Source organism: Cyclobacterium xiamenense, assembly GCF_042140265.1.
Lineage (GTDB): Bacteria > Bacteroidota > Bacteroidia > Cytophagales > Cyclobacteriaceae > Cyclobacterium > Cyclobacterium xiamenense_A.
The window spans coordinates 3,319,085-3,332,505 of the sequence record NZ_CP159481.1 but is presented as its reverse complement, the minus strand read 5'-3'; the positions used below and the strand labels follow the sequence as shown (position 1 = coordinate 3,332,505).

The following is a 13,421-nucleotide window of genomic DNA, read 5'->3' as shown; positions in this document are numbered from 1 at the left end:
AGAGAGCTTTTTCGGTAAATATTCAGCCTATGGCCGGGACACGATGTTTTTGTCGGATTCCTGCGCGTTCCACCCAGTCCTCGTTAAGAACAGTTATTTCTAACGAAGACTGTGAGGTAAGTCTAGGGTAAATGGACCGGTAAAACCGTTCATATGCCCGTTGGGATTGGGAGACCATTTTCTCCGAAGACCCCGCGTTTACTCCGTCTGCGAGTAGGATGCATCCGCGGGTATCCTGGTGGCTATTTCCAATATGTAAGTACACCAGGTCAAAATTGGGAATGTTCTTTATTTCAATGTGGAATTCGAACCAGGGAAATCGATTCCGGTATCGTTGGGTCAACTCGGTAAGATTCCCGTTGATAGAAAGTGGATACCTGCCTTCTGGGATGCGGGTCTGCCCGGGTATTTTCAGGTCCCGATGGCTATCTTCCAAGGTATAACAGAAAAACCGATTGCCCAGGTATAGCAATCCAAGTGTGGTAGTTCCATCGTCAAGGTACCGAAGTACCGTAACGGCGGTGTCGCCAAGTTTTTCCCAGGCATCCGGATAGGTCTCGGGTAATCGCTCAAGGAGAGGAGATTTTCCCTGCGGCTCGGGCTTGGATTTCTCAATCTTCCCTAAATCCGATGCGGCAGCATCGTCTTGAGCCGACGCTGCCGGCGAAGGGGCCGGTTCCTGTTTGAACAAAGCCAACAGGTTCTTCGCACCTCTATTGATAAAATAAACAACGTACCCAATAAAACCGACCAACCATAACCAAATGGATTGTAGCAACCCGGGTCTGGTAACCAATAGGACCAGCACCAGGACGATCAAGGCGACGAAAAGTAGTCCTAAAAACCGTTTCATTGTCGATTAAATGGGTACAATGTGCGCATAAAGTAGGGTTGATTTATTTTAAATCAAAATATAATTATTAAAACAGGAAGATCAAAAAAACAATTGCGCTTTGTTCGTATCAAATTCCGGTCAGCTTGCTATGCAGGAGTCGGTACCTGAAAAAATATCGGCCATGCGCGGGCTTATTTAGAAAAAGTATGAATTGTGCACGGTAAAGTCAATTTATGGATGGATCTGCAGGTTATTCCTGAACATAGCTGTAAATTTACTAACATACCGGCTGTAAATCAGTGCGATAGGTTCGGGTAAATTGGGTAATCGGTTAGAGCGGTTACCGAATTCCCTTTATCAAAAAATTCTACCTTCAATAAGGGAATTCATTGAAATTCGAAATAAAAAATTGTATTTTCAAGCACCAACAATAGATGTACTAAAATGGCTAACTACAAACTTCAAATCAACGGCAGGAACTACGAGGTAGACGTGGAAGAAGATACCCCATTGTTGTGGGTGCTTCGGGACACCCTTGGCCTGGTAGGTACAAAGTATTCCTGCGGGGTGGCCCAATGTGGCGCCTGCACCGTGCATGTCAATGACGAGGCCAGGCGGTCCTGCGTGTTACCGGTATCGTCGGTACAAAACGACGCAATCACCACAATAGAAGGATTATCCGAAAACGGAGACCATCCGGTTCAACAAGCCTGGGAAGAGGTAGATGTGGCGCAATGTGGGTATTGTCAGGCAGGCCAAATAATGACAGCAGCTGCTTTATTAAAGAAGAATCCCCAACCCAGTGACGAAGAAATTGTGGCAGGTATGAACGCCAATATCTGCCGATGTGGTACCTATCACCGAATCAAGGAAGCAGTTAAATTGGCATCCGCTAAAACCAAGTAATCATGGAAAAAGCATTGAAAACAAACCGAAGAGATTTCTTAAAAATTGCTGCCACCGCGGGAGGAGGCCTTTTGATCGGTTTTAACTGGTCCAGCTGCGATTCTCCGAAAATGAAAGTGGTGAGCGAAGAGGAGATACTAGACAGCGCATTGAATTTCAACAGCTATTTGTCCATTTCGCCTACCGATCACGTAGTGATTTATTCGCCCAATCCGGAGTTGGGGCAAAATATCAAAACTTCCTTTCCGATGATTGTGGCCGAAGAGTTAGACGTTGATTGGTCGAAGGTTCGTGTCAAACAGGCTTTTTTGGATACAGAAAAATACGATCGGCAGGTCACCGGAGGATCGGGTGCCATGCCTCATTCCTGGGAGCGTTTGCGAAAGGCAGGAGCTACGGCCCGGCAAATGCTCGTTCAGGCGGCAGCCAATCGATTGGGTGTTTCGGCCGCGGACCTGCGCACGGAAAATGGGCACGTAATCCACGGGTCAAAAAAACTTACCTACGGAGAACTGGCAAACGAAGCGGCACTGGTACCTGTACCGGAGGACGTTGCACTTAAGAATAAAAAAGATTTTAAGATCATCGGTACGCCAATAAAAAATGTGGACAACCGCGCCATGTTTACAGGGAAGCCCTTGTATGGATTGGATTTTTACCGGGAAGGGATGGTGCAGGCCATGATACAGCGTCCTCCGTTCGGCATGAAGCTCAAGTCTGTAGATGCCGAGGCAGCCAGAGCGGTGAAAGGAGTGAAAGACGTTGTGACCTTTAAAGAGCAACGTGGCCGTAATCGGTGAATCCACCTGGCCACTAATGAAAGCAAAGAAATTACTAAAAATTACCTATGAGCCGATAGATGGCAAGCTGGAGTCCACGGAGTTTCATAACCGGGTGTTTGATGAAATGCTGGCCTCCGGGAAGGGAGATGTGAAAAGAAAAGATGGAGACGTGAACGCCGCATTCCGTTCCGCCGCAAGGGTAATTAAAAGCGAATACCAATGTCCGTTTCTTTCCCACAGTCCCATGGAGCCGATGAACTTTTTCGCCCATGTGAAGGCAGATGGCGTGGAATTAATCGGTCCTACCCAGACTCCTGATCGGGCCAGAAAAGCTGCGGCCGAAATCTGTGGCCTGCCGCCAGAGAAAGTAACCGTGGAAATGACCCGCTTGGGTGGTGGATTTGGTCGACGATTGCGGGCGGATTTTGTCGAAGAAGCGGTGGAACTCTCAAAAATGCTTCAGGCACCGGTAAAATTAACCTGGTCCAGAGAAGATGATTTGACAGGGGGTGCCTATCGTCCTGCTGTAAAATACCGTTTCGAAGCGGCCCTGGATAGCGAGAACAACCTGATTGGGTACAAATTGAGAGGGGTCGGTATCAATGCGGGTAATTGTACCCGGGAAAATAATTTCCCCTCAGGATCGGTGGATAATCTATTGATAGAGTCCCTTGAGTACAAATCGCCGATTACGACCAATGCATGGCGGGCCCCGATTACCAATTTCCTGGCCTTTGCCGAGCAATCCTTTCTGGACGAAGTTGCCGAGGCCGCGGGAAAGGATCCGGTAACGTTCAGGTTGGAACTGCTGGACCGTGCAAAAAAGAACCCGGTAGGCGAAATCCATTACGATATTGACCGCATGCGGACTGTCGTGGAAACCGCAGCGGAAAAATCCGGCTGGGGAAAGAAACCTGGCGTCTCCCAGGGCTTCAGTGTGTATTTTTCCCATCGATCGTACGTGGCCCAGGTGGCCGAAGCCAGAATAGTAGAAGGCAAACCCAAATTGGATAAAATCTATGCGGTCACAGACTGTGGAATCGTGGTCAATCCCACCGGAGCCGATCAGCAGGTGCGTGGGGGAATGGTGGACGGTATGGGTCATGCCATGTTTACCAACATGACCTTCACGGATGGCATTGCCGATCAGAAAAATTTCGATACCTACCGGTTGATAAAAATGAATGAAATTCCAGAGATCGAAACCCATTTTATCGACAATGGAATCGACCCAACCGGATTGGGCGAACCGGCCTTACCGCCCACAGGTGGAGCGATTGCCAATGCCATTTACAAAGCCTCTGGAAAACGGGTCCGGAATCAGCCCTTCATGGAGCAGGAGGAGATGAAAAATGTTACTCTCGGAGATCCTGCTTGATGAGAGGAGCGCAGGGGTGAGGATCAACGAATCAGCCTGCTGATCTTCCTGTATTTTCAACGATGCGGAAGTCATTGCTCGTTACGGACGTTTGTACGTAGAAATAAAAAAAGCCACAAATTTATTATTTGTGGCTTTTTTTCTTGATGTATTCCCCGTGTTAATAGTTCGGGTTTTGTGTGATTGCGTCGTTGATCTCCATTTCGCTTTGTGGAATTGGCCACAGATAGTCCCTTTCCGGCCTGAAATTCCGGTTTAGGCCGCTGGTGATGGTTTCCCACTGTCCAGAGGTCTCGTTAAAATAATACAGCCCTTCTACGGTACCTATCTTATCCGCTCCAATTTCCCATCGATTCATATCGAATAGCCGCAAGCCTTCAAAGGCCAGCTCCACCGCGCGCTCGTCACGAATGATCGATCGAAGTTCCTCTTGTGTTTTTCCCGCTGTAATTGGTGGCATTTCCACGGTCGGCCTTTCCCGGACACTGTTAATGGCCTCGTACACCGATTCATCAATTTCGTTCAGTTCTATTTTTGACTCGGCATACATTAACAGGACATCGGCATACCGGATCAGGATCATGTTGATCGATCCGGTATTTGGGTTGCTTCTATCAGCTTCGTAATCTACCCACTTCTTTAGATTGTACCCGTGTACCGTCGAAAACTCCGTAGACCTGACCCTATCCGGGGTAGGACTATCCGGTAGAGAGTTGAAGGTACTTGAGCCAATCGGTTGGCCGGTATAGTACGAAGTATAGGACCAACGGGGGTCAATATTTTCAAACGGATCGTTGGGGTTCTGTGGACCTTTGTAGCCGTATTTTAAAAACAAATTATGTATGGGTTCAACCACGGATCCTCCGCCAATCGATGCTGCTGAAAAGGAAAAGGCATTGTAGGTGTCACCACCGACGGTGTACTGCCGGTCAAAAATTACCTCTGACGAGTTTTGGCCCGCATACTGAAACAATTCCTCGTAATTCGGATAGAGTTCGTAGATGCCCAAATCCATAACGGCTTTGGCTGCATCCCTGGCCACCGCATACCGTTCGTTTCGATACGCTACCCGTGCCTTTAACGCCAATGCGGCGCCCATGGTGGCCCTACCGATATCCTGTGAATAGTTCAGCGGCAATTGGTTGCCCTGGATGATTTGGTCCAGTTCGGCAATGACAAAATCGACCACGTCTTCCCTGGCCGTTCGTCCGACCTGAGCGGTCACATCCAAAGGTTCGGTGATGAGTGGCACATCTCCCCAAAGACTGCTCAATTGGGTATAGAAGAACGCACGCAGGAATCGGGCCTCTGCCCCGTATCGGGACAATAACTCTGGATCTGCCTGCTCAATTCTATTGATATTTGCTAGCACGTTGTTTGCGCGCTGCACGCCTCTATAGTATCGGTTCCATTGGGAACCGATTGCTGCATTCACCGGGTCAAAGGAGCCCATGGATACGTCATGTAGGGAACCGGGACCGGAAGGTGCACGAAAGCCGATATCGGTAACGGCGTCCAGCTCTTTCACCATCAATTGACCGTCCAATTCCACATATATCCCGTTTACAGCCAATCTAGCATCTTTTTCTTCTTGCCAGTATATCAGTTCGGATACCTCTCCCGGAGGCAACAGGTCCAGGCCCTGATCGCACGCAACCATGGCCAAAAACAAGCAGGCCATGCCGATGTGTTTCGTCGTATTTTTTATAATGTTCATCTTTTTTCTATTTTTTTGATTAAAACCCAACACTTACACCGCCACTAAAAAGCCTGCTGTGAGGAAAAAACTGACTTCTACCCCGGGGAGTTTCTGGGTCAAACAATTCTGTTTCTGTAAATGTCAGCATGTTTTCTCCGGAGATGTAGACCCGAAGGCCATATGTTTGCAAGAGCAATAGCATAAGTTTCAGGAAATCATTAGATTAAGTTTTCTAGAACCATGCTATAACCTCCGAAACTTATGCAAACACAAGTTAACAAAAACGATTTTTCCGGCCAAAACATTTATGTGGGTATTGATGCCCACCTCAAAAGCTGGAAAGTTACAGTGATGATGGATAATCTTCATAAACGCACGTTTTCACAGGATCCCTGTGCAGAGACTTTGTACAATTATCTTGTCCGGAACTATCCGGGTGCTACCTACTTCAGTGCCTATGAGGCTGGATTCTCGGGATACTGGACTCATTACAAGCTTTGCGCTCTTGGGTTCAATTCCATTGTGGTCAATCCTGCTGATATTCCGACAACCGGCAAGGAAAAAGTACAGAAAGAGGATGCCAGGGACAGCCAAAAAATTGCCCGGTCCCTAAGAAACGGGGAACTGGTCCCTATCTACATACCCTCTTTGGCCTCTCTTGGTGACAGGGGGCTTATGAGGTTAAGAAAAACTGTCGTCAATGATACCACCAGGATCAAAAACAGGATCAAGGCCAGCCTCCATTTTAACGGCATAAGTATTCCCGGGGAAATAAACAGCCCAAAATGGAACAAAAAGCTTCTTAGATGGCTGGATGGACTTGAACTCGGTATGGTGGAAAAACAAATAATGGACAGTCATCTGTCCATTTTGTACCATATGCGGAAAACCACCCTAAATGTCACCAACCAAATACGAACCCTTTCCAAAACAGAAAAGTATGAGCAGGAAATCAAGTTATTGATGACCATTCCAGGAATCGGGCTCTTGACGGCAATGACCCTATTGACCGAGCTGGAAAGGCTGGACAGGTTCAACTCCCTCGACAAACTATGCTCTTTTATCGGCCTTGTACCGTCAACCAACTCATCCGGGGATACCGAAAGAACGGGTAATATCACCCCCAGGGGGCATAAGGTGCTGAGAGCTGCTCTAATAGAATGTGCCTGGGTCGCTGCAAGGACTGATCCGGCATTGGCAAAAAGCTATAACCAATATTGCAAAAGGATGAAAGCCAATCAAGCCATAACCAGAATAGCAAAGAAACTTTTAAGCAGGATCAGATACGTATTGAAAAACAAACAGCCCTATGTGCTTGGAGTCGTCAAATAAAACCGCACAAACATATTATTCTGTAAAACAATCCCCAACCTTTATTGGGACCGTTAAAAAACCTTGCAGCAACTAAGTTGACTGTTATCTCGAAGGCTACGGCCCAATATCCAATAAATTAAAATGTGGCAATGCAGCTCATTGAGTCTGTTAATAGAAGGTTGTTTTATGGAGTAAGTTGCTGTTTTTGATAGTAGTAAAACGAGTTTTTTAAGCTATCAAAAGACAAAGAATTCAAAGATAAAAAAAGCCCCTAACTAAAGGGGCCTGGGAGTATATTCTCCGTCATGAACCCTATTGCTGGTGGGTTGCTCTCCAGCAGAGCCCACTTCCTCTTCAGATTCATGTTTTAAAGATAAAATGTATCTTTCTCAAGAAAAAATATCCCCGCAAATTAGGAAAGCAACATAGAAGGTTTGCAACCACGTTCTGCGGAATGGTATATCCGAATTGGAAGTTTTTCAAGCGCAGATAGCTGGTGTTTTGCAACCAAAAATCGGATTCCATCAGATTTGCCGAGTTTCCGGAACGCACCATCGGCCAGGAACCGTTAGGATTTCTTTCGGGATGAAAGGCCTCACGAGCCATGGTCGTGGGTATGAAATTCGTGTAGTTTGGACCTTCCATCAGTGCCCCATCCAGCGAATGTTGCTGGCGAAGTACGCCCTGCCAAAACATGGAGAAGTCAAACCCCTTGTAGGAAGCGCTAAATCGCACACCAAATTCATACCTCGGATCCTCGTTGCCCATGATGTATTGATCACCCGCTGGGTAAAGGGATTGGGAGATGACTCCGTCCCCGTTTAAATCTTCGTAAATGATGTCTCCGATCGTAACCGATGGAAAAATCGTTGCCGGATAGTTGTCGAGGTCTTCCTGCGTTCGGTAGATACCGGGGGATTGAAGTCCCCTCAACGAGTTGATGGATTCGCCTTCTGTCCAGACGGTGAATTTGTCCGGAAAAAACGGACCCGTTCCCTTCAAGTCCTCTATTCGATTCACAACATCCGAAAAGTTTACCCCAATCGTATATTGAAAACCATTATCGGGTGCCGGGATGCTATTGTAGTTGACAGCCACTTCCCAACCTCGGTTGGAAACCGCCGCTGCATTTTGGACGGGGGGACTGTACCCAATGGTTTGCGGAATGGGCAGCTCAATCAGAATGTCATCCGTGTATTTGTAAAAGTACTCGGCAATGACTTCAATTCGGTCGTCCATAAAACCCATGTCTAACCCAATATTAGACATCGTGGTGGTCTCCCAGGTAATGTCTGGATTTCCTGCACGTGTGATGGCTGTTCCTGGCACTAAATTGTTATTAAATTGGTACCCATTGTTGAGGTTGTAGGTATTCAGGTATCGGTAAAGCCCAATTCGTTGGTTTCCAAGTTGTCCCCAGGAGCCCCTTAATCGCAAATTGCTGAAGGTATCTCCGGTACTCATGAAATTTTCCTCCGAGATTCGCCAACCCGCAGAGAAAGACGGGAAGATTCCCCATCGATTGCCTTCTCCAAATCGGGACGATCCATCGTACCGTACGTTTGCCTGAAACATGTACCGGTCATCAAAATTGTAGTTTGCCCTTCCAAAGAACGAACGCAAGCGCCATTCCTCGGAATATCCCCCGGTGGTTTGATTTTGAATGTCTCCTGCGTTGATGTCCCGCAAGTCATTGCTAAAGAAATTGTCTCTGGAAGCCGAAATCTCTTTGAACTGATTGTAGATTTCCTCGTATCCTGCCGTTCCCTGAATGGTATGCAGCCCGAATGTTTGGTCGTAGTTCAGGTACAGCCGTTGGCTAAGTTCCCGAAGGTTCTCCTGCGTCTCGGTAAGCCTTGAGGTCGCAAACCAACCTCCCACATTCACCAATTCGCCGGTGAGGTAATTCCTCATGCCGGATAGTCCATTTTGGAAGATGAAACCATCCGTAGACGTGGTATTTAGGGTCACGTTACCTTCCAGAGAGAGGGCATCGTTGATGGCATAAGCAAAACCCAACTGACCAAAAACGTCGTCACTGATCCGGCTTGTTTCGCCCTCCTTCACCATCGCCCGGGCATTCCATTGCCCGGAAACCAGGTCATAGGTTCCATCCGGATACTCCATTACAATGTTTCGATTGATGTGTAGAAGCGCCTGCGTGATTCGCTGTCCGGTAAACCCCGGACCACTAAAGGCCCGATTTCGGTACATGAGGTTGGTTTTGATCGTCAGTTTGTCACTGGCGTACAGGTCTGAATTGATCCGCATGGTAACCTGCTTGTTATTGAAATTTTGAAGAATTCCGTCTGTATCTGCATAGTTGATGGACGCAAAAATTCTTCCCGCATCGCTTCCGCTGGAAAGCGATAGCGAATGCCGCTGTTGAAACGCATTTGGGTTAAAAATCCCGCCCTCGTAGTCCGCAAAGGGATATTGCAAGGGATTGGTACCGGCGGCTACGTTTTCAATGTAGGTTTCGCTGTAGGTGGGATTAGCTCCCACATTGGCCTGTGCTTCGTTTTCCAGCCGCATCCAGGTAACGGGGTCGGTTGGTTCTGGAAAGAAATTGGGGTTTTGCCAACCCACAAAATTATTATAATTGATCGCAACGCCACTTTTGGCGCCTCTTTTGGTAGTTACCAATATGACCCCGTTGGCAGCCCTGGAACCGTAAATGGCGGCGGAAGCGGCATCCTTCAATACCGTAATGGTTTCGATGTTCGTGGGTTCCACCGTACTTAAGGACTGTTCGACACCATCAATCAGGATTAGGGGATTGGCATTGTTCAACGTACCTACGCCACGAATTCGAATACTTGTACTTTCGTTACCGGGTGCTCCACCATTATTTTGGATGCTCAGGCCCGGCGTGGTCCCTTGAAGGGCCGCAGCCGTGTTGAGAACCGGCCGTCTGGCAATATCTTCTCCAGCCACGGTACTTACCGCGCCGGTGACATTGGCCCGTTTTTGGGTACCAAAGCCGACTACCACCACCTCGTCCAAAGAGGAAGTGGCCTCGGTAAGCGTAACATTTATAATGGACCGGGCACCGATATTGATGCGCTGACTTTCAAAGCCAATGAATGAAACGACTATTTCAGATCCTTCCGGCACAGTGAGGGCGTATTTTCCATCCAAATCCGTGGCCGTACCGATCGTGGTGCCGGGAAGGGATATGGTGGCGCCTGGAATGGGTTCACCGGACTGATCCGATACCGTACCGGTTACCGTTACGTCCGCGCGTTGTTGAAAGGGGGCTGCTACGATGTGGTAGGTGGAATGGATGCCGAACGCGTCGAGCGTTGCGGAGTGGGCGCGACTTTTCGTCGAATAAATGGTCAGAAGCTGTATTGCCACCAACAAAACCATCGTTTTGTTTGATACAACTCCTCTGAGTAGTGGTTTTTTCATAATTTTTAAGGGAAATGTAGTGATTTGCCTGTACTATTACTGCTAGCGATGTGTTGGCAATACATGCTGCGGCGGTGCCCCATTCTGTGGGAGCTTCTCCGATTTTTGATTCTCTACATAAGAAATAGTTTTCGGTGGATTGATCCATTCCGTCGAAGCGCTTTTTACTACCTTCCTCCGATCCCTGAAAACGGGTTCACAGGTATTCAGTAGGAGAGGTAGGGATTTGTATGCAACAGCTAAGTCCGGAGAAGATCTAGTTGATTTAATAAAGGGTTTTTATATTTCTATGATAAATTGAATATATAATATATATCAAATAAAGAATATACTTAATTTGATACGAAAAACGATTAAAATTACTAAATCGATGGCAGGTTACTTTGGGAAATCACTGCTTCTTGTACCAAATGAGAAATTATTTCGTAAAAAAGTTGTAGGACTACAAATATGAGCAGGAAAAATCAGTATACATTTCGATTTTACCTTCATTATCTTTAAAACGAAAACTTTTGGTTTTGAGAAGGTTAAAAATATCTATTTTTTACTACATAAAAAAATAAATTTTAAATTAGATTAAAAGAAGGAAAATAATCGTCGATTTTCTGTGCTGAACGGTACGTTCTTGGGGATAGGGGGGAATAGGGAGCTGCAAGGCGGAACTCGATGGAGCCGATGCCTCGGGCCGAGACCTAATGCTGTTAAGCCATTTTCGCTCATCGAAAACTTGGAATCTCCAATCGATCGCACGTTCTCGGTGGAATTGCCTGTACCAGTAGGATTCCTCGGCTGTTCGCTTCCCTCTGTAGGGCTGTCTTACAAACGATCTTAAGGGTCAGGCATTGCCATTGGTACCTCAGGTTCCCACAAACACCGTGGAAACAGGTGACAATTATCGCGGGCATACGCATCATACAGGCGCCCGCGACCATCTCTTTGCCAGCCAGGAAGAAGATTATCAGCGAAAATCAGGAAGATTTCTTCTCGGGATAGATGCTGAGCTGCGTATTTTGGGACAAATGCGGGGGATACGATTCCAGAGTATTTCCCAGGGGACTATTATTCTCCCAGGGGGCTTTTTCCCGGTGGTTATTGCATGGGTAATACCGAGCGGTTTGCGTTACCTACTTCTACCACCTCCGTCACAACGTATTCACTCGCACCTCTCCAAGGAATAGGATGGAGGTATTCCTTGTAACGCAATTCAACAAATTTACCACCGGCCCGTTCGAGAATCATTGCCACGGAATCTCCTTCCGCACTGAAGCGAAACTCATTGCTTTGCAGTGCTCCCGGGTTCGGACTTTGAAACCCGTCTTGTACCAATCGTCCCTCCCAGGTTTTAAATACAAACCCTTTTTTCTCAAAGTAGTTGAGGTTACCGGCTTTTATTCCTTCGGAAAACACAAAATAGTACCTCCACCAAAACAGACCTGCTAAAAGAACGACCAGGACGACAGCTACCGGTCCGATAAATTTTTTCATGGATTTTAAATTGAAGTTATACCTCCTTAAAGGTAAGAATAATTCCCATTTTTTGTATATTCCCCGATCAAACGACAAACCCAAAAACTATGAGTATCACTTGGATCGTACTAATTATTGCTGTATTGCTAGGCATTTTCATTGTATCATTATACAATAAACTCGTTGCCTATAAAAACAACCGGGAGAACGCTTTTGCAGACATCGATGTGCAATTGAAACAACGCCACGACTTGATTCCACAGCTGGTAAGTAGCGTCAAGGGATACATGGAGCACGAGGCAGGCGTTCTTACACGAGTGACCGAGGCCAGATCCCGTGCCATGAACGCTTCCAGCATCGACGGGAAGATTGCGGCCGAACAGGAACTAGGTGCTGCCTTGCAGGGGCTGCAAATTCAGGTGGAAGCCTATCCCGATTTAAAAGCAAACACCAACTTTTTACACTTGCAAAACGAGATTTCCGATGTGGAAAACAAGTTGGCCGCCGCCCGGAGGTATTTCAATTCCGCAACCAAAGAATTTAATGTAGCCGTGCAGAGCTTTCCATCCAACCTGATTGCGGGGATGTTTGGGTTCCACACCGAAAAAATGTTTGATGTCGGTACCTCGGAAAGGGAACGGTTGGACCAGGCACCGGAAATTAAATTTTGAGCAGTAGATGGCAGGATATGTAGGGATACAGACGCAAATCAGACGAAATAACCTGCGTTCTGTTCTGTTGCTGCTTGGATTTCCTTTGCTGGTATTGGCGGCTGTTTATGCGTTTTTTTACCTAACGCTTCCACCGGAAGAAACCTCGGATAGGGTTATGGAGCTGTTTCTGCAAACCCTGCCAGGGGTGTTGATTGCGGTTGCCGTTTGGTTTGTTATTGCATTCTTTTTTCATTCGAAGATGATTCGCAGTGCCGCAGGAGCAAAGCCCCTGGAACGAAAAGAAAATATGCGGGTGTACAACCTGGTGGAGAACCTTTGCATCAGCAAGGGCATGAAAATGCCAAAGGTACATATCATTGAGGATCCGGCACTGAATGCATTTGCGAGTGGTATCAACGAAAATACGTATACGGTTACGCTTACGAGAGGGATCATTGATACACTGAACGATGAAGAATTGGAGGGAGTAATCGCCCATGAATTGATGCACATTCGGAACAAAGATGTGCGGCTGCTGATCATCTCCATTATCTTTGTGGGAATTTTCTCATTCGTGGCACAGATTCTTTTTCGAAGCATGATTTACGGTGCAGGCAGGAGGAGGGGAAAGAGCGATAATCGCGCCGTGTTGATTGCTATGCTTATCGCGTTTGTAGCATTTTTGCTGAGCATGCTGTTTCGTTTTGCCATCTCCAGAAAAAGAGAGTACATGGCCGATAGTGGGGCGGCAGAAATGACAAAAAAGCCCTGGGCATTGGCAGCAGCTTTGCGTAAGATTTCAGGAAATTACCGGGTACAGTCCGTAAAAAGTGACGACGTAGCCGAACTTTTCATTGAAAATAGACCGGATAAATCCTCTGGTCTGATGGCGGCAATTACGGGGCTATTTGCTACGCATCCCCCCATAGAAAAGCGGATAGCGATTTTAGAACAGTTTTGACAGATGTTAGTG

The 13,421-nt window shown here is 47.0% G+C and carries 8 protein-coding genes and 1 pseudogene; 5 read left to right on the top strand and 4 right to left on the bottom strand.

What is annotated here, in order from left to right; all coding sequences use genetic code 11:
- Positions 1-22 precede the first annotated feature (22 nt).
- Complete coding sequence (locus ABWH99_RS13680) at positions 23-853, bottom strand: DUF5675 family protein (RefSeq protein ID WP_375582410.1); 831 nt, start codon at positions 851-853, stop codon at positions 23-25.
- A 426-nt stretch (positions 854-1,279) separates the two neighbouring features.
- Between ABWH99_RS13680 and ABWH99_RS13675 the strand changes: the two genes are divergently transcribed.
- Both ABWH99_RS13675 and ABWH99_RS13670 read left to right on the top strand, forming a co-directional pair.
- On the top strand, positions 1,280-1,741 hold the full coding sequence (locus ABWH99_RS13675) for a (2Fe-2S)-binding protein (RefSeq protein WP_375582409.1): 462 nt from the start codon (positions 1,280-1,282) through the stop codon (positions 1,739-1,741).
- 2 nt (positions 1,742-1,743) lie between these two features.
- Positions 1,744-3,901 (top strand): annotated as a pseudogene (locus tag ABWH99_RS13670) (molybdopterin cofactor-binding domain-containing protein).
- Between the two features lie 160 nt (positions 3,902-4,061).
- Here ABWH99_RS13670 and ABWH99_RS13665 read toward each other — a convergent pair.
- Complete coding sequence (locus ABWH99_RS13665) at positions 4,062-5,618, bottom strand: RagB/SusD family nutrient uptake outer membrane protein (RefSeq protein ID WP_375582408.1); 1,557 nt, start codon at positions 5,616-5,618, stop codon at positions 4,062-4,064.
- 243 nt (positions 5,619-5,861) lie between these two features.
- Between ABWH99_RS13665 and ABWH99_RS13660 the strand changes: the two genes are divergently transcribed.
- Complete coding sequence (locus ABWH99_RS13660) at positions 5,862-6,932, top strand: IS110 family transposase (protein ID WP_375582227.1); 1,071 nt, start codon at positions 5,862-5,864, stop codon at positions 6,930-6,932.
- Between the two features lie 342 nt (positions 6,933-7,274).
- Here ABWH99_RS13660 and ABWH99_RS13655 read toward each other — a convergent pair whose 3' ends face one another.
- Together ABWH99_RS13655 and ABWH99_RS13650 are read right to left on the bottom strand one after the other, a co-directional pair.
- Positions 7,275-10,328, bottom strand: coding sequence for a SusC/RagA family TonB-linked outer membrane protein (locus ABWH99_RS13655; protein WP_375582407.1), 3,054 nt, complete (start codon positions 10,326-10,328; stop codon positions 7,275-7,277).
- A gap of 1,089 nt (positions 10,329-11,417) precedes the next feature.
- On the bottom strand, positions 11,418-11,813 hold the full coding sequence (locus ABWH99_RS13650; RefSeq protein ID WP_375582406.1) for a hypothetical protein: 396 nt from the start codon (positions 11,811-11,813) through the stop codon (positions 11,418-11,420).
- A gap of 89 nt (positions 11,814-11,902) precedes the next feature.
- On the opposite strand from ABWH99_RS13650, the gene ABWH99_RS13645 reads away from it, so the two are divergent.
- Together ABWH99_RS13645 and ABWH99_RS13640 are read left to right on the top strand one after the other, a co-directional pair.
- Positions 11,903-12,466, top strand: a complete 564-nt coding sequence (locus ABWH99_RS13645) for a LemA family protein (RefSeq protein WP_375582405.1) — start codon at positions 11,903-11,905, stop codon at positions 12,464-12,466.
- A 7-nt stretch (positions 12,467-12,473) separates the two neighbouring features.
- Positions 12,474-13,409 carry a M48 family metallopeptidase gene (locus tag ABWH99_RS13640; RefSeq protein WP_375582404.1) on the top strand — a complete coding sequence of 312 codons (936 nt, stop codon included), beginning with the start codon at positions 12,474-12,476 and terminating at the stop codon, positions 13,407-13,409.
- Positions 13,410-13,421 lie beyond the last annotated feature (12 nt).

What these genes read in the sequence shown, in the direction of transcription:
- ABWH99_RS13680 (WP_375582410.1), bottom strand. Translation starts at nt 853, where the DNA reads ATGAAACGGTTTTTAGGACTACTTTTCGTCGCCTTGATCGTCCTGGTG.
- ABWH99_RS13665 (WP_375582408.1), bottom strand. Translation starts at nt 5,618, where the DNA reads ATGAACATTATAAAAAATACGACGAAACACATCGGCATGGCCTGCTTG.
- ABWH99_RS13650 (WP_375582406.1), bottom strand. Translation starts at nt 11,813, where the DNA reads ATGAAAAAATTTATCGGACCGGTAGCTGTCGTCCTGGTCGTTCTTTTA.
- ABWH99_RS13655 (WP_375582407.1), bottom strand. Translation starts at nt 10,328, where the DNA reads ATGAAAAAACCACTACTCAGAGGAGTTGTATCAAACAAAACGATGGTT.
- ABWH99_RS13645 (WP_375582405.1), top strand. Translation starts at nt 11,903, where the DNA reads ATGAGTATCACTTGGATCGTACTAATTATTGCTGTATTGCTAGGCATT.
- ABWH99_RS13660 (WP_375582227.1), top strand. Translation starts at nt 5,862, where the DNA reads ATGCAAACACAAGTTAACAAAAACGATTTTTCCGGCCAAAACATTTAT.
- ABWH99_RS13640 (WP_375582404.1), top strand. Translation starts at nt 12,474, where the DNA reads ATGGCAGGATATGTAGGGATACAGACGCAAATCAGACGAAATAACCTG.
- ABWH99_RS13675 (WP_375582409.1), top strand. Translation starts at nt 1,280, where the DNA reads ATGGCTAACTACAAACTTCAAATCAACGGCAGGAACTACGAGGTAGAC.